Origin of the sequence: Chloroflexus sp., from assembly GCF_049970315.1 — a bacterium.
Taxonomy (GTDB): domain Bacteria; phylum Chloroflexota; class Chloroflexia; order Chloroflexales; family Chloroflexaceae; genus Chloroflexus.
Map to the genome: position 1 here is coordinate 59,131 of NZ_JBMFNE010000022.1, position 16,862 is coordinate 75,992.

Here is a 16,862-nt window from a genome sequence, read left to right on the forward strand (position 1 = left end):
ACGCAGCAGAAAACGAAGACTGCCGTTACCGTCCGTTATGGCTTTGGCACGAGCTGCCACTCACGGCAAGCCGCACTGAGCGCTTGCCCCAACTGCTCGAGCACGTCTGGCGGTAAGCGACTGAGATGACGACTCGCCTCGTTCAAGCGGATCTGACGGGCCTCGGCTGCTACTGCTTCACCCAGTGGTGTGAGCGAAACCAGTTTCTGCCGACGGTCGTGCGGTGCTTCATATCGTTCCACTAATCCTTCTTGTACGAGCTGATCGATCATCTGGCTAGTCGTAGCCAGGGTGAGATTGAGATGTTCACTCAGTGATGAGATCGTGGCTTTCTGTTGGCGTTGAATATGCATCAGCGAGACGAGACGCGGCATCGAGAGATTGGTGCGCTGCAAAAATTGCAAGAGGGTATCCATGCTCTGCCCCATCAGCTCGCTATGCACGAGATTAAAAAGTTCCGCCACCCGTTCTGGGGTATAGGGTGGATCGAGGATATGAAACATAGTTAGTCCTTTCAAATAGTTTGTACTATCAAACTATTTGAAGGATACGATAATCACGCGCTATTGTCAAGAGGGAAATACCAAACAAGTTACCGCGGTTCAGACAGTACCGGCAAGCGAAGCGCGCATCTCGTCACAACAAAAAACAACGGTAGCGGTACAGGACCGCCGTACCGCTATCGTACCCATTGGTCTACTCTCGTCTAACGTTATGCCACTCCCTCGAGGCGGTCTTCGAGATCGGCGTGCAACTCGCGCAACCGCTCCAGAGTCTCCTCATCGGTCTGCCAGATCCCGCGCGCGTTGGCTTCGAGCAGGCGGCCTACCATATTGCGCGCCGCCGCCGGATTGAGCTGCTCGATCCGGGTGCGCATGGCATCGTCGAGCACGAAGGTCTTGGCCGCTTCGTCGTAGACCCACTTGTCAACCGCGTCGGTTGTGGCACTCCAGCCAAGCATATAGGTGAAGCGGCTGGCAATCTCGGCGGCGCCGTTGTGGCCGTGGCGCAACATCCCTTCGTACCACTTCGGGTTAAGGAACTTGGTACGATACTCCACCCGCAACGTCTGCTCAAGCGTTTGCAGCTTGGTTTCGGCAGTAAAGCTCTCGACGAAGTTGAGTGGCACGCGCTGACCGGTGGCTCGCTCGGCTGCCGCCTTCAACGCGCCCGAATAGCCATAGTAGTGCTGCATGTCGGTTAAGCCATACTCTACACTGTCAATCTCTTGGGCGACACGACTGACTGTGCCGAGGAGGGCACGCAAGACTTCAGGTTGCGCTTCACCATTCTGACGACCGCCAAAGGCATATGCGTTACGCTTGATGAACAGCTCCTCTAGCTCTTCACGCTGCTCCCACGCACTGCCCTCAATCGCCTCATCGACATCAGTGCCATAGGTACCGGCTGCCTGCGTGAAGATACGAGCCGTCGCCTGATCAAAGCTCTTGCCGGCAGCCATTATCTCTTGCACGTGCTTGCGGATGTAGTTCATCTCAACCGGCTCATCGGCTGCCGCCGCTTCTCGTACCAATCGGTCGAGCATATCCATCGTACCGGCGAAGATGTCGCGGAAAATACCGGAGGCAGTCATCAACACATCCACGCGCGGGCGCCCTAACTCGGCTAGCGGGATGAGCGCGTAGCGACCTACCTTGCCTTGCCCATCTTTGATCGGGCGAGCACCGATCAGACCGAGGACAATGCCAATCGATTCGCCCTTGGTCTTGATCGCGTCAAGTCCCCACAACACCTGCGCAATCGTCTCTGGGTATTGACCGGTTTCAGCCTGATGCGCCACAATCAACGCCTCAGCGATCCGCACTCCGCGTTCGTAGGCGCTATCCGATGGGATACGGAAGGGATCGAGGCTATGGATATTGCGTCCGGTGGGTAATACCGTCACCCCATCGCGGATAATGTCACCGCCAGGGGCTGCCGGAATATAGCGTCCGGCCAAGCCACGGACGAGATAGTCGAGTTCTTGCGTATTATCGCGTAACGCTGCTAGCAATGCCCGCCCGTGCTGGATTAGTCCCTGCACCTCGTTGCCGGCAGGCAAGCCAAACCGGTGTGCAGCCTGTTCGGGCGACAGATGCCCAAAGACGGTCTGGCGGACAAAATCGGCGCACCGCTCTTCAATCTCGTCGCGCAGAGCCAAGGCTTCCGCATCACCCTGTCGCGCCCGATTCAGCAACTCACCGTAGCGCACCGTGGCATGACGTGCAGTAAGGAACAGATCGGCGAGACCGGGCAACTCGCCGCGCGGCACTTTGAGCGTCTCGACAATCAGGGTCAATTGCTCTTCGGGTGGTGGGGCGCTACCCAGCACGTGTAACCGGTCGGTAATCATCGTCGCTGCCAGATCGCGCAGGTAGGCATAGGCACGTGATACAAACCGACTAAACGGCTCATCGGGCCGGCGCACCAGGTCGTGGTCAAGATTGAGCAGCGCAATCTTCTGCATAATCGCGATTGCCTCAGGGCTTTGATCATCATCGGCAACCGACGCCGGTCGCTCACGATACTCGGCGAGCAAGTCTTGCAACGCCTGCAATTCACGGTAAAGACCGGCCCGACCGTAGGGTGGGATCGCATGACCGATAATTGTGCTGTAGCCGCGCCGCTTGGCGATATTGGCTTCAGCCGGGTTATTGATCGGATAGACGTAGAAGTTAGGCACCTCGCCGAGCAATACATCAGGCCAGCAGCGATCGGTGAGACCGAGTTGCAAACCGGGCATCCACTCGGCGGTACCGTGCATGCCGAGATGGATGATCGCGTCGGCACCAAAACCCTCACTGAGATAGCGATAGAAGAGCGCATACTGATGGTGCGGTGTATTTTCCTTATCGAATAGCAACCGCATTGGATCGCCGGGCATCCCGATCACCGGCTGCACACCGATAAAGACATTACCGATCTGGGTACCGGCCAAGCGCACCTTATCGCGCCCCAACGGGGCAATATCGCCGGGGAAGGCGCCCCAACGGGCATTGATCCGCTCTTGATCGGCGGGCCGCAGCCAGCGGTAGAAATCCTGTAGATCGGCGCTCACCCCCATCACCACCGGCGGATGGCCGGGTGGGAGTGGCTGATCGCTCACCAAACCCTCGAGGCAGCGGGCGAACGTCTCCGGATCGCGTGGATAACGACCAACCTGATACCCCTCGGCGGCCAACCGGTCGAGAATCGCGATCAGGCTGGCCGGCACATCAAGTAGGGCTGCGGTGGCTACTTTACCTTGACCGGGCGGATAGTTATAGACGATAATCGCCACCTTTTTATCGCGGTTGGCCTTCTTACGCAGACGGACAAGGCCACGCGCGATGCGGGCCAGCCGTTCGAGACGGTCTGGTACCGTTGTGATCGTACTGCCACGCATCCCACCGAGCACTACCGGCGCAATCGCTCCGTCCATTTCGGGCAAGCTATAGAGGAAGGTGCTCTGCAATGGCCCCACACCGCGCTCGCGCCAATCGTCTTCATCTTGGACAAACAGTGGTTGGGCGACGATATACGGTACATCGAGTTTACCGAGCAATTCGCGGGCAACATCGGTCGTCAAACCGGCCTTCGTCGAACCGGCGGGGCCACCAACCAGCGGAAAACCCATTGTATTGATAATCAGGTCGACCTGCATGTGGCTCAGCCACTCACGTACCACGATATGGCTCTCGATCCCCATCACAAAAACCGGCAGTACCCGCAGCCCGACGGCTTCGAGGGCATGTACAATCTTGTGGGGGTAATCGGCCCCAGAAAGGATATGGGCGCGGAACGACAACACTGCCACCGTCCCGAGCGGCGCCGGCATCCCTTTGCGGGCACGGTTGCGTTCTTTTTCCCAACGCTCATATTCAGCCGGGCTGGCAAACAGCTTTGGTGCATCGGGATGGGCAAATCCCATATTCGGCAGCTCAACTACTGGATCAACGCGCAGATGGGTCATCCCGCTGTACTCACGTAAGATCAGCTTAAACATATTCGCCGCGTTGGCGATACTGCGGTGCGTCCAGTAGTTATTGACGTTGGTCCAGTTGCGAAAATCGTTGAGGCGCTTACCGGGCAAGAAATTGATCAGCTTTGCGGTAATTTTTTGTAATTTGACATAACCGTATAAGGCGTCTTCCTCGCGGCCACCCACGAGCAAGCGGGCAACATTCTGCACCGGTTTCGGCATGCCTTTACCGGCCTTCAAGTTGTACGAGCCAACCTTATTGAGCCGCATCACTTCCGGTAGCCCCTCGAACGAAAAGACGACCGGTGGATCGTGTCGTTCCACCATCGGGATCAGGACTTCGGCAGTTTCGTTGAGCGTAATGAGCGAGAGGATCAAACACTGGCAGCGAGCAATTGCTGCTTCAACCTCAGCAGGTCGTGCGGTGACATCACGATCTTCAAAGATATGCAAGCGAAAGTCGGGAATTTCTTTGCGCACCTCGGCCTCAGCCCGGCGGAAGAAATCCTGGCTATACCGCTGCAAGCCGAGCACCATAACAAACTCTGTCGGCTGGCTCATAGCATTCTCGCTCCTCCTATCAGAGATAATAACCTGAGTATATTATGCAAGCATACCGCTGAAAAAACAATCTGAACAGAAAAAGAACAAAACCTGTGCAATTTTGCACAGGTTTTGCACATGATTTACCCAAAAAATTTCTACCTAATCACCGTACTCCATGACCGTACCCAAATAGCGTAATGCCTCTTGTTCGGTACCAAACAAGCCGATCCCACTCACAAAGCGTACCAGTGGTGCAAAAAAGAGCAAATGTTGCTCAGAAACAATAAATGCGATCCGTCCGAGATGTTTATGGTTCACGATTGCTTCCGTGCGCTGACGCGCCCCCCGATCGGCGCCGGAGATACGACGACCATCGACTAACAGATCGGTTGGCTTGGGACACTGGTCGAGCAAGCGCCACATTTCGTGATAATACCGTTCCGCTTCGGCCAAGTGTAGATGATCCTCCATCACCACCCAGATCAGATCATGGGCCCGGCGACGAATGCGGTAGGGCATAGTGTACTCCCTCACAAATTGTGCGACGTTTTGCACATTATACATACTTTTGTTGTATATGTCTAGCGAAATGGACGCCGTAGATACCTAGCAGTTGCGATGACGTTCAGGGTTGACGATCATTGTCGCCACTGCTATAATCGCGCCAACATCAGGCACAACAAACGCTCTGCGACCGTGAAGAGAGGCTTGTCACATGGGGTTTTTTGAATACTTCGTAACCGTTAGTCCTGAATTTGGCTCCTATGCCTGGACATTTTTTATTATCCAGATTCTGCTGGTCGCGGGCGGCGCCTACTTCATCTGGCTGCACACCGAGCGGAATATGGCGAGAGCAACCTTCTTTCGCCAGTTGGGGATCGCTCTGATGATCGTCGGTGGTTTCGGCGTTGCGCTCGGTGTGGCTCGTATGCTCAACACACCAACGTTTAACCAACGCTTCTGGTTTTACATTCAGTTTGTGGTTGAGCTGATCTTAGGTGGGTACGTGGTCTATTATATGCGCAGTGTGCTGCCCGAACTGGTGCGTAATTCACGTAACCGTACACCAACACCACGCCAGATGCCGTCGAATGCCGCTCCTGCGACACCGCGACCCGTCGCGACAACCGGTCGTCGTGAAGCGCGCCGCGAGCGGAAACGTAAGCAACGGTAACTGCTCCGATGGGGATATAGCGATACCTATGTCCCTAGGCTATACCTAGTATATCTTCTTAGCATTGTTATCGAGGAGTACATTCGTGTACTCCTTCGTCGCTTTTTTTGAGTAACTGCACATCTATTTGTGCCAATAGGAGGACCGCATGCCGAACTACTGGTTGCTTAAGACGGAGCCATCGGTGTATAGCTTTGCCGATCTGGTACGCGAAGGCCAGACGGTGTGGGATGGTGTCGAAAATGCTGTCGCGCTCAAACATCTGCGTGCGATGCGTCAAGGCGATATAGCTCTGATTTACCATACCGGCGATGAGCGCCAAGCGGTTGGGTTGGCACAGATCGTCAGCGATCCATACCCCGACCCCAAACAACACGATCCCCGCTTGGTTGTGGTTGATGTAGTGCCACTACAACCGCTCAACCGTCCGGTGACACTTGCCGCCATCAAGGCCGATCCTTTTTTCGCCGATTTTGCGCTCGTGCGTCAGGGACGATTGTCAGTAGTACCGGTGACGCCTGCCCAATGGGAACGGTTGCTGGCGATGGCTGAAACCGCTATGTAACGCACCGGTTGGGCAAGTTGTGGTATACTTCACAGCACGAGTGGGGTATGGTTCCATCATGATAGTTCTTGGGCAATGCCCAGGTTAGTAGTTGTACCATGCCCATCGTCTCTTCTTTCCCCGGTCCGCATCGCGAGAAGCTCGTATTGGTGGATCATGCCGTATCACAAAGGAGTGGCATCATACGTTGATCGTAGCGATATAACCGTGTCACGTTCTCCAGTTGACATCCACCGCCATTGAAGTGACAGGAGTGCTGCAATGGAAGCAGCGACGATACTGGTGGTTGATGATGAACAACCGATTGTCGATTTGGTAAGTAGTTACCTTATCAATGAAGGGTTTATCGTGCATCGCGCGTTTGACGGGCCGAGTGCGTTGGCTTTGGCTCGTAGTGTGAAACCCGATCTGGTGATTCTCGACATCATGCTGCCCGGTCTTGATGGGATCGAGGTTTGTCGGCAATTAAACCGGGAAACGACCGTCTATATTTTGATGTTAACGGCCCGTGCCGACGAGATCGATAAGCTGATCGGTCTGTCGGTAGGGGCCGATGATTATTTGACGAAGCCGTTTAGCCCGCGCGAACTGGTGGCACGGGTTAAAGCTATTTTACGCCGTAACCGCACGGCCCGTGTGCTCGACGTTCATCAACGCCCGGTTTTGCAATTTGCCGGTCTGCTGATCGATCCCGAACGTCGGGAGGTGGAGCATAATGGGGTACGAGTGGATCTGACGCCGCGTGAATTTGATCTCCTCTATACGTTGGCGAGTTATCCGGGCCGGGTGTTTACCCGAGAAGAGCTGCTGCAACGGGTGTGGGGGCCCGATTTTGCCGGTATTGATCGAGTGGTTGATGTCCATATCGGGACGTTGCGGCGCAAACTTGATGATGACCAACACGGTACACCGCTCGTGCAGACGGTGCGTGGCGTAGGGTATAAGTTTGTCGGCGGCGCACGATCATGAAATGGCTACACCAACTCCGCTGGAAGCTGTTCGTTTCCCACCTGATTATTGTGCTGATGGCGTATGTGGTCCTCCTGGTCACTGCAAATGTGTTGGCTAATCTGGGTCTAACCGGTTTTGCCCCGTTGACGCTTGGCGCTGCTGCAGCCGAAACGGGGCAGCTCGGTGCAGGTACGGTCAGTACGACCAATGCGTTGCAAGAACAATTTCAGTCAGTGATCCAGCAATCGCTCTTGATTAGTGGCTTTGCCGCCCTTGCTGCTGCCGTGGTTGTTAGTCTATTTGTCTCGCGACGGATCGTCGAACCGATTCAAACATTGTCGCAGGTCAGTCGCCGGTTGGCACAGGGATTTTACCGCGAACGAACGATCATTTATGCCGATGACGAGATTGCCCAATTGGCGCAGAGTGTGAATCAGTTGGCCGATGCGCTCGATCAAACCGAGCGTCGCCGGTTGGCACTGCTCGCCGATGTGACCCACGAATTGCGGACCCCGCTCGCGACCATTGGCGGCTATATGGAAGGGTTAGTGGATGGGGTGGTGTCAGCAAATCCGGCAACGTTTAATCTGATCTTACGGGAAACACGCCGTCTCCAACGCTTGATCGAAGACCTTGAGTTGCTGTCACGGGTTGAAGCCGGACAATTACCGGTAATTGCGCGAGCTATCGATCTACGACCGGTGATCGAGGCGCAAATTGCTCAGTTTGAACCGTTGTTCAGTAGTAATCAGGTGAACCTCGTCCTTGATGTGCCAGAGCAGGTACCGCAGGTGTGGGCCGATCCCGATCGGGTGGCGCAAGTGTTGATCAATATTCTCGCCAACGCTTATCGCTATACCCCGGCAGGTGGCAGTGTCACGGTCCAAGTACGTGTTGATGATCACGAAGTACGGGTTGCCGTGATCGATAGCGGTATCGGCATCGCTGCCGAGCATTTACCGCATGTGTTTGAACGATTTTATCGCGTAGATAAATCACGTGCTCGGAATAGTGGTGGGAGTGGGATCGGGTTGGCAATTGCCCGTCATCTTATTTATGCGCAAGGTGGTGAGATCTGGGCCGAAAGCGATGGGATCGGAAAGGGTGCGCGCTTTATCTTTACCTTACCCATTGCACCGCAGATGGCAACGGTAACGGTTGATCCCACAATTATGGCAGAAACAGCATGAATGTAAGTTTCTGGATCGGACTTTTTCAGCTTTTTCTCGTGGTTGGTGGTGCATTGGCGGTGTCACTGTTTATCATTGACCGCCTGTTTCCACCAATGCGCCAAGTCCAAGGGAACGTGCCACCAAGGTTTCCGTCTTCGCCACTGACGAGCCGTACCGTGATGGATCCACCACCGCTGCGTTGGCCGGCAGCCCCACCATGGTTAGCGCATTACTGGCGAGAAAACCTCCAACTGGTCGGCCCACTGCTCGTGATCTGGTTGTTGAGTTTTGTCTTGCCGATTGTATTGGCAGCACCGCTCAATCAGATTAGCATTCTGACCGGCTTCCCGCTTGGGTACTATATGGGTGCCCAAGGTTCGCTGATCTGCTTTATAGTGTTGACGATTGTCTACAACTGGCGCATGCGCCTCCTCGATCGCCGCTACGGGTTGGATGCACCACCTACTCCCGAAGACCAAGCCACCTACCGACGCTACTTGACACGATATATCATATTTGCGGTTGGATTATTGTTGTTGATAGCATTGTTCACCGTCTTTGAGACGTTCTTGAACATCCCTGCTGCTCTGATCGACTGGAGTTTTCTCGCGTTGGCCATCGGTTTGTATGCGATCATTGGTATTCGTTCGCGGGCCGATACGCTTGATGCGTACTATGTCGCCGAACGCAAGGTGCCGGGTATCCTGAACGGATTGGCGACCGGCTCGGACTGGATGAGTGCCGCATCGTTCATCAGTATGGCCGGTGCGCTCTATCTGCTTGGCTTTGAGGGGTTGGCGTACATTACCGGTTGGACCGGTGGTTATGTCTTGCTCGCCTTCCTCTTGGCGCCGTATATTCGCAAGTTTGGTCAATACACCCTCGTCGATTTTATTAGTGCTCGCTATCCAGGAGCAGGGGTGCGCGTCATTGCTGCCGTTCTCATCGTTATTATCTGCTTTACGTATGTTACCGCCCAAGTGACCGGGATCGGCATTATTATGAGCCGTTTTCTTGGGTTGAACTACATGGTTGGGGTGATTGTCGGACTGGCCGCCGTCTTGCTCTGCTCTTACCTTGGTGGGATGCAAGCGATTACCTGGACGCAGGGTGTGCAGGGAATTATTCTCGTGGTGGCGTATCTGGTGCCGGTCACGTGGTTGTCGCACAAATTGACCGGTGTGGCGCTACCGCAGGTGATGTATGGTGCAGCGCTGGATAACATTACCCAACTGGAGCAGGTACAGGGCTTACCGAGTTATATCACGCCGTTTAATGACTGGTCGATCTGGAATTATCTCGCTTTGACCCTCTGCTTGATGCTAGGGACAGCCGGGATGCCCCATATTCTGGCCCGTTTCTATACCGTACCGACGGTGCGCGATAGTCGTAGCAGCGTTGCGTGGGCACTGGGCTGGATTTGCGTCCTCTACCTGACCGCACCGGCGTATGCGGCCTTCTCGCGTTGGGCGATCCTTAGCTCGGTCGTTGGGCAACCGGTTACCAACTTGCCCGATTGGGCAAATCGTTGGGCGACAACCGGATTGCTGGCAATTGCCGATCATCCTGATATGGGGGGGAATGGTGACGGTATCTTGCAATATAACGAGCTACGGATCGATCAAGATTTAGTTGTCTTGGCGACTCCGGAGATTGCCGAATTGCCGTCAACCGTCGTGGCACTGGTCGCGGCAGGCGGTATCGCCGCCGCGCTTAGTACCGCCGATGGGTTGCTTATGGTCATCGCATCGGCGGTGGCCCACGATATTTACTATCTTGCGTTGAATCCACGTGCCGGTTCGCGCGAGCGCCTGCTCTTAGGCCGATTGGCGATTTTAGTCGTCGCGATTTTAGCCGCTTTGACTGCACTACAGCGATTGACCATTATTGTACAGTTGGTGGCGTGGGCATTCTCATTTGCCGCTGCAACCATCTTTCCGGTGTTGGTGTTGGGTGTTTTCTGGCGACGTACTAATAGTTATGGCGCAATGGCCGGTATGATCGGTGGCTTTTTGGTGACAGTAGCGTACATGATGATCAGCTATATCAACCCCGATTGGACGATCTTGGGCATTTCAAGCTCGGCTGCCGGGATTTTTGGCTTGCCGGTCAACTTTTTGGTAACGTGGTTGGTTAGCCGGTATACACCTCCACCTAGCCCGGAGGTGCGTGCGCTAGTCGATTATGTACGCTATCCGTAGCATCTGTTGCTTGCGGGAGCGATTATCAGTTTATGGTACGAGAAGGGGCATTGGAGCGTTAACGGAGGCCAATGATGACCACCGCACCACGTTTATTGTGGGAACCACCAACTGAATTGCGCGATCACTGCACGATGCGCACCTTTATGCACTGGCTTGCGCAACGTTACGGCTTGCATTTTGACGATTATCATCGACTGTATCACTGGTCGGTCAATGAATTAGAGACATTCTGGTCGGCATTGTGGGAGTATTACCACATTAAAGCGTATACCCCCTCCACAACGGTTTTATCGAGCCGCGAGATGCCGGGAGCGCGTTGGTTTGTTGGTGCTCGGCTCAATTATGCCGAGCATGTCTTTCGTCATGCGACACCAGACCGCCCGGCGGTGATTGTTGCTTCCGAACGACAGCCACCAACCCCCTTGAGCTGGGCTGAGCTACAGGCACAAACGGCAGCTATCGCACAGACGCTACGCAATGCCGGGGTGGGTCCGGGTGATCGAGTGGTGGCGTATGTGCCGAATACGCACCACGCCTTGATCGGTTGTCTGGCGACGGCAAGCCTCGGCGCTATTTGGTCGAGCTGTTCACCTGATTTCGGTAGCCCAAGCGTGATCGACCGTTTCAGTCAGATTGCACCTAAGGTATTGATCGCGGTTGATGGTTACCAGTATGGCGGCAAACCGTTTGATCGACGTGCCGAAGTAGCAGCAATTCAGGCAGCGCTGCCTAGTCTTGAATTGACGATTGGCATTGCGTATCTTAACCCAACTACCGATTTCGCCGGTTTGCGTGGACCCGTAGTACGATGGGAGGAGGTGGTACAGACCTCTGCCGAGCTACACTTTACACCGGTTGAGTTTAACGAACCGCTGTGGGTGTTGTATTCATCGGGCACGACCGGTCTCCCCAAACCGATTGTGCATAGCCAAGGCGGGATTCTGCTCGAACACATCAAATCACTCGATCTCCATTTCGACATGCGTCCGGGGGATACGTTCTTCTGGTACACCACCACCGGTTGGATGATGTGGAACTTCTTGATCGGTGGGTTGCTCATCGGCGCCGTTCCCATTCTCTACGACGGCAGCCCGGCCTACCCCGATATGGGTGTGCTGTGGCGTTTGGCCGAACAGACAAAGATGCGCTATTTCGGTACCAGTGCCGGCTATATCACTGCATTGATGAAGAGCGGCCTCGAACCGAGAGCGCAGTTTAATCTTAGGACCATTAAAGCTATCGGTTCAACCGGTTCCCCCTTGCCACCGGAAGGGTTTGAATGGGTCTACGACCACATCAAGCACGACGTCTGGCTCGTATCGTACAGTGGTGGAACTGATGTATGCAGTGGGTTTGTCGGTGGGTGCCCCCTTTTGCCGGTCTACAGTGGCGAGATTCAATGTCGCACCCTTGGGTGCAAGGCGGAAGCTTACGACACCGACGGTCACAGTGTGATTGGGGTAATGGGCGAATTGGTTATCACCGCCCCGATGCCTTCGATGCCGATCTATTTCTGGAACGATCCCGACTATACCCGCTATAAAGCCAGCTACTTCGAGCAATACCCTGGGGTCTGGCGGCACGGCGACTGGATTGTCATTAACGAGCGGGGTGGGGTTGTCATTTACGGTCGTTCCGATAGCACAATCAATCGGCAAGGCATCCGGATCGGGACCAGCGAGATTTATCGAGCGGTCGAGACCATCCCAGAAGTTCTGGATAGTCTAGTGATCGATCTTGAAGGGTTGGGTGGACGTTCGTATATGCCGCTGTTTGTGGTGTTGCGTGAAGGGGTCACACTCGATGATGATTTGCGACAGCGTATCAAGCAAACGATTCGGACGAACCTCTCGCCCCGCCACGTCCCCGATGACATTTTCCAGATTGATGCCGTACCGGTTACGCTCAGTGGGAAGAAATTGGAAGTGCCGATCAAGAAGATTTTGCTGGGGGTCCCGGTTGAACAAGCAGCCAATCCCGACTCGCTACGCAATCCCGAGTCACTCCAGTTTTTTGTTCGTTTGGCACAAACATTCGCCGCGAACAAGCCTGCCTAGAGCCTGGTATGCACGTCAGAGATAAACGCAGTATGCGTTCCGCCTGACATGCATCCCCGATCCAAGCGAAGGGAGCGACGAGGCATCGGCCTTTGTCGCTCCCTTTGTCCAGGACAGCGCACGCCGGCGATGACGGGTATCACCGCCACAGTACGGGCCACGTGGACAGTTGATCCGCTGGGCTAGTCGCTGACGGTGGTCGGCAGGCCCGCCAACAACCAGGAACGCGCGCAGGCGGTGCGCGGTGCAGGTCGCAACATCGCCGCCTGGACGGAACCGCTCCCCGCCGTCACGGGCGAGTCGGGCGACATAACGTTCGTCGTCCAGGGCGATCCGGGGAAACCACCGGCGGCCGACGACCACGCCAACGGCATACGGTGGGAGGTCTTCACCGGTATGACGCCACTCGCGGCGTCATACCGCTGCCACACCGCCGGATCGTTGCGCGCGGTGTCGCCTGGATGACGCGCGGTCACCGGCCAGCACACGATGATGCGCGGTTGCCGGAGATCGTGGCGGGAGGGCATGGTCGAACGGAGATTCTAGACGCTCGGAGGTAGGTGCGACGCACCGGTCGTCCTCGTGCAGGCGGTTGACGGTGTGTGGTGGTCACGGTGCCGGCTGGGGCGGGGCCGGCTTCATGGCTGGGAAGCTCGCGGGCTGCGCAGGCGCTGCGCGGCGGGTGGTCGGCCGTTCAGGGAGTGGTGGGTGGTGCGGATGTCGTAGCCGGCCTGGAGCAGATGGGTGGCGAAGGAATGGCGGAAGGTGTGAGGGGAGATGGGTTTTTGGAGAGGCCGCTGGCAGGGAAAAGGTATTGCCAGATGAGTTCGCGGGAGGCGTTAGGGTATTTGCGGGCAAGGGCTTCGGCGTGGGTGAGGACGGTGAGAAGGGTTTTGGATTTTCGGCGCGGATGATGTCGGTAGGGAATTCGATTTCCTGGTGGAGGACGTGGCGGTAGAGGAAGAGGATGGCGGAGAGGGCTTGATTTTGGGTAGAAGCGGAGAGGTTTTTTTCGCGGCGAGGTAGGTAATGAAGGCTTGAATTTCATCGGCGCCCATGTCTTTGGGGTGGCGTTTGTGGTGAAAGAGGATGAAGCGTTTGATCCAGTCGTTGTAGGTTTGTTCGGTGCGGTAGGAGTAGTGATTAAGGCGGATGGCGTCGGAGACCTGGTCGAGGAGTTTGCGTGGGGGTTTTTGTTCCACAGTGTTTTGACTTTTGAGAGGGGGGTGTGTATAGTGCTTTCACTGGATTTTAACTCATTCTGTCTAAAATCCCAAGCGGTTTGGGGGGTTAGACGGAAGGAGTAATCTACAAAAGATTAGACGGAAGTCCGCATAACCACTAGTTAGCCAGCCCCAGCGCGTTGGAGAGAATTATGCCAATACCAGATTTCCAAACGATCATGCTTCCACTCTTGCACTGTTTTAGTGATGGACAAGAGCACTCCATCCAGGATTTGATGAGCACCCTTGCTGAGAAATTCTCTCTTAGCGAAGATGAGTTAAACACGCTGTTACCTAGCGGCAAGCAGACTATCTTTTACAATCGAGCAGGTTGGGCCAGAACTTATTTGACCAAAGCGGGGCTTCTTGAAATGTCGCGCCGCTCATATTACAGAATAACTGAGCGTGGTAAGCAAGTGCTGGCGAGTAATCCACCACGAATCGACATGAGATTTCTTGAGCAATTTCCTGAGTATGTTGAATTCCGAGAGCGCGAAGGGGTGCGTCGCAAACCCAAAGCAACAGGAGCCGATGAAGAAGAGAAAACACCAGAAGAAACCCTTGAAGATGCCTATGAAGAAATACGAAACGATTTAGCTCAAGAATTGTTGGTTTTGGTCAACCAAAGCACTCCTGCGTTTTTTGAACGCCTTGTGGTTGAGCTTCTTGTCAAGATGGGATACGGAGGTTCGCGTCGTGATGCGGCAAGAGCAGTAGGGCAAGTAGGCGACGAGGGGATAGATGGCATTATTGATGAAGATAGACTTGGGCTTGACACCATCTATATACAAGCCAAGAAATGGGACAATGTTGTGGGGAGACCTGAGATACAAAAGTTTGTTGGTGCGCTTATGGGGAAACGAGCAAAGAAAGGGATCTTTATTACGACCTCATCATTTTCTGCAGAGGCTGCGGCCTATGTATCGAGTATTGATGCTAAGATTGTGCTGATTGACGGAAAACGTCTAGCCGAGTTGATGATAGACTACGATGTAGGTGTCACGCCAGTCACAACTTATCAGATCAAACGAGTTGACTCGGACTATTTTGGCAACGGGTAAAAAGGGTTGGCTAACATGCGCTTCCAGCCGATGCCTCCTGCGCTCGGCGCGGCTGAAGCGCAAGCCGTTCGCGGCTCTCTGGCAGGGTAGTGTTTGCCGGGGATGGCGCGGGTCACCGCCTACGGGGATGGGCTGGTCGGGCCGGGTTCGCCGGGCCAGCCGCAGGAACATGGCGTCGCGGCACCGTGGATGGGAACCGCCGCGAACACTGCGTTGAAGCTGACCCGAGTTGCCCGGCCGGTGGTGGGGGGTGCGTGCACGGAAGTTGGTGGGCCAGTCGTGCGAAGTCCGGGACGGGCAGCTTAACTCCGCCGTTGGGCACACAAACGCCTGTTCCATCTCAAATCACACAAAGGAGGTCAAGATGAAAACCAAAATCTCTGTCGCATCGGTTCTGGTGCTTGTCCTGGCCGTCCTCGCGGCCTGGACCGTATCCGCCCAGGGACCCCAGCCGCCCCGACCGCCGGAGCGGCCGGCGCCTCCGCAACCGCTCCCGCCCTGGGAACCGGAGTTGGGCAAGCCCTTCGGCCCGCTGCCCGCTCCCCTCGTCCATACTGCGGGAGAGGGGCCGGGGCTTGCCCTGAGCGCGGCCGAAGGGATAAGTGCCAGTTCCCTCCCCCTCGGCCAGCCGGGGCTATCGTTCCGGTATGTGCAGACGTTCGGGGTAACCCAGGAGCCGTTCACTGAAACCAACGACCACTTCTACTGGGTGGAGGGCGTTGGCACGGTGGGCAACAACGTCTGGATCGCCGACCTGGTGGCCCACCGCGTGGTCAAGTTTGACTCCTCCGGCAATTTCCTCACCAAGATCGGCAAGGCGGGCGTCATCGACTATACCGGCACGGCCCTTGCACGCATCACCGACGTGGCCGAGGACAGCAGCGGCAACGTCTGGGTGGTGGACGCGGGGGCGTCGCACGTCGTCAAGTACAACAGCAGCGGCCAAAAGATCGGCGAACTGGGCCAGGCGTGGAACCCCAGCTCAGCCAATAACCGCTTTGAGAACCCCATCAGCATCGCCTTCGACGGCAGCGGCAACATCTACGTCAGCGACAGCGGCTACTGGGGCAGCGACTACGGCAACAACCGCGTGCAGATCTTTGACAGCGGCGGCAACCATCTGGCCACCATCGGCGGCGGCGCGTGCGGGACGGGCAACATGCAACTGTGCTGGCCGCGCCACATCGCCGTCTACGGCAACCGGCTCTATGTGGCCGACGCCGACAACCACCGGGTGCAAATCTTCGACATCACCATCCCCAGCTCGCCGGCCTATGCGGGTACGCTGGGCACCGGCTCGCCCGGCGCCGGCAACAACCAGTTCGACACGCCGCAGGGGGTGGCGGTGGATGCCAGCTACATCTACGTGGCCGACACCGAGAACCACCGCGTGCAGGTCTTCGACCGCAACACCCTGGCCTACGTCGCCACCATCGGCGGAAGTTACGGCACGGGCAACAACCAGTTCAAGTATCCCACCGACGTGGCGATGGACGCCTCGGGCAACCTCTACGTGGCCGACTACGGCAACAAGCGCGTGCAGCAGTTCAGCCCGAGCCGCGTCTATCAGCGCACCTACGGCACGACCGGCGATTCATACGTGGAATCCAACGATCGCTTCTACTACCCGGAGGGCGTGGCGGTTGGGCCGGACGGCAGCATCTACGTGGTGGAGGGCTACGGTCACCGCCTGGTGAAACTGAATGCGGCGGGCATGCCGCAGTGGACGGTGGGTGAGGCTGGCCAGCCGGGCGACGATAACGCCCATTTCAGCTACCTGCGAGACGTAGCGGTTGGTCCTGATGGGCGCATCTACACGGTTGAGGATTGGGGCAGCGTCCGTTATATGTCCAGTGGTAATCACCGCCTGCAGATTTTCAACCCCGACGGCAGTTACTACGGCGGCTTTGGCGGCTATGGCAGCGGGAACTACCAGTTCATTGCCCCG

Annotated in this window: 11 protein-coding genes and 1 pseudogene; 8 read left to right on the plus strand and 4 right to left on the minus strand. The window is 56.0% G+C overall.

What is annotated here, in order from left to right; genetic code table 11:
• Window positions 1-35 precede the first annotated feature (35 nt).
• The 3 genes from ACP5OT_RS14040 to ACP5OT_RS14050 form a co-directional block, all read right to left on the minus strand.
• Complete coding sequence (locus ACP5OT_RS14040) at window positions 36-503, minus strand: MarR family winged helix-turn-helix transcriptional regulator (protein WP_322489866.1); 468 nt, start codon at window positions 501-503, stop codon at window positions 36-38.
• A 209-nt stretch (window positions 504-712) separates the two neighbouring features.
• On the minus strand, window positions 713-4,522 hold the full coding sequence (gene bchH / locus ACP5OT_RS14045) for a magnesium chelatase subunit H (protein ID WP_428132474.1): 3,810 nt from the start codon (window positions 4,520-4,522) through the stop codon (window positions 713-715).
• A gap of 144 nt (window positions 4,523-4,666) precedes the next feature.
• Entirely contained in the window at window positions 4,667-5,026 is a 360-nt protein-coding gene (locus tag ACP5OT_RS14050; RefSeq protein ID WP_012615554.1) for an STAS/SEC14 domain-containing protein, read from the minus strand.
• A gap of 196 nt (window positions 5,027-5,222) precedes the next feature.
• Between ACP5OT_RS14050 and ACP5OT_RS14055 the strand changes: the two genes are divergently transcribed.
• From ACP5OT_RS14055 to ACP5OT_RS14080, 6 genes are all read left to right on the plus strand, one after another.
• Window positions 5,223-5,681, plus strand: a complete 459-nt coding sequence (locus ACP5OT_RS14055; RefSeq protein WP_424676542.1) for a hypothetical protein — start codon at window positions 5,223-5,225, stop codon at window positions 5,679-5,681.
• A 148-nt stretch (window positions 5,682-5,829) separates the two neighbouring features.
• Window positions 5,830-6,246, plus strand: coding sequence for an EVE domain-containing protein (locus tag ACP5OT_RS14060; protein ID WP_424677456.1), 417 nt, complete (start codon window positions 5,830-5,832; stop codon window positions 6,244-6,246).
• A gap of 261 nt (window positions 6,247-6,507) precedes the next feature.
• A complete protein-coding gene (locus ACP5OT_RS14065) occupies window positions 6,508-7,215 on the plus strand; it encodes a response regulator transcription factor (RefSeq protein WP_424677455.1) in 708 nt (235 codons plus the stop codon).
• A complete protein-coding gene (locus ACP5OT_RS14070; RefSeq protein WP_424677454.1) occupies window positions 7,212-8,387 on the plus strand; it encodes a sensor histidine kinase in 1,176 nt (391 codons plus the stop codon). The genes ACP5OT_RS14065 and ACP5OT_RS14070 overlap by 4 nt, the downstream gene beginning before the upstream one ends.
• On the plus strand, window positions 8,384-10,570 hold the full coding sequence (locus ACP5OT_RS14075) for a VC_2705 family sodium/solute symporter (protein ID WP_428132476.1): 2,187 nt from the start codon (window positions 8,384-8,386) through the stop codon (window positions 10,568-10,570). Before ACP5OT_RS14070 ends, ACP5OT_RS14075 begins: the two co-directional genes overlap by 4 nt.
• Window positions 10,571-10,644: 74 nt before the next feature.
• A complete protein-coding gene (locus tag ACP5OT_RS14080; protein WP_424677458.1) occupies window positions 10,645-12,630 on the plus strand; it encodes an acetoacetate--CoA ligase in 1,986 nt (661 codons plus the stop codon).
• Window positions 12,631-13,325: 695 nt separating this feature from the next.
• On the opposite strand, the pseudogene ACP5OT_RS14085 reads toward ACP5OT_RS14080, so the two are convergent.
• Window positions 13,326-13,832, minus strand: a pseudogene (locus ACP5OT_RS14085) (phage integrase N-terminal SAM-like domain-containing protein); the annotation flags it as partial.
• 173 nt (window positions 13,833-14,005) lie between these two features.
• Between ACP5OT_RS14085 and ACP5OT_RS14090 the strand changes: the two are divergent.
• Both ACP5OT_RS14090 and ACP5OT_RS14095 read left to right on the plus strand, forming a co-directional pair.
• Window positions 14,006-14,914: a restriction endonuclease gene (locus ACP5OT_RS14090; RefSeq protein ID WP_424677452.1), complete on the plus strand. Its 909-nt coding sequence runs from the start codon at window positions 14,006-14,008 to the stop codon at window positions 14,912-14,914.
• A gap of 364 nt (window positions 14,915-15,278) precedes the next feature.
• On the plus strand, window positions 15,279-16,862 hold a 1,584-nt coding region (locus ACP5OT_RS14095), incomplete at its 3' end, for an NHL repeat-containing protein (protein WP_428132479.1).

Coding starts and splice junctions, on each gene's coding strand:
- ACP5OT_RS14050 (WP_012615554.1), bottom strand. CDS start 5,026: ATGCCCTACCGCATTCGTCGCCGGGCCCATGATCTGATCTGGGTGGTG.
- ACP5OT_RS14060 (WP_424677456.1), top strand. CDS start 5,830: ATGCCGAACTACTGGTTGCTTAAGACGGAGCCATCGGTGTATAGCTTT.
- ACP5OT_RS14065 (WP_424677455.1), top strand. CDS start 6,508: ATGGAAGCAGCGACGATACTGGTGGTTGATGATGAACAACCGATTGTC.
- ACP5OT_RS14070 (WP_424677454.1), top strand. CDS start 7,212: ATGAAATGGCTACACCAACTCCGCTGGAAGCTGTTCGTTTCCCACCTG.
- ACP5OT_RS14055 (WP_424676542.1), top strand. CDS start 5,223: ATGGGGTTTTTTGAATACTTCGTAACCGTTAGTCCTGAATTTGGCTCC.
- ACP5OT_RS14090 (WP_424677452.1), top strand. CDS start 14,006: ATGCCAATACCAGATTTCCAAACGATCATGCTTCCACTCTTGCACTGT.
- bchH (WP_428132474.1), bottom strand. CDS start 4,522: ATGAGCCAGCCGACAGAGTTTGTTATGGTGCTCGGCTTGCAGCGGTAT.
- ACP5OT_RS14040 (WP_322489866.1), bottom strand. CDS start 503: ATGTTTCATATCCTCGATCCACCCTATACCCCAGAACGGGTGGCGGAA.
- ACP5OT_RS14075 (WP_428132476.1), top strand. CDS start 8,384: ATGAATGTAAGTTTCTGGATCGGACTTTTTCAGCTTTTTCTCGTGGTT.
- ACP5OT_RS14080 (WP_424677458.1), top strand. CDS start 10,645: ATGACCACCGCACCACGTTTATTGTGGGAACCACCAACTGAATTGCGC.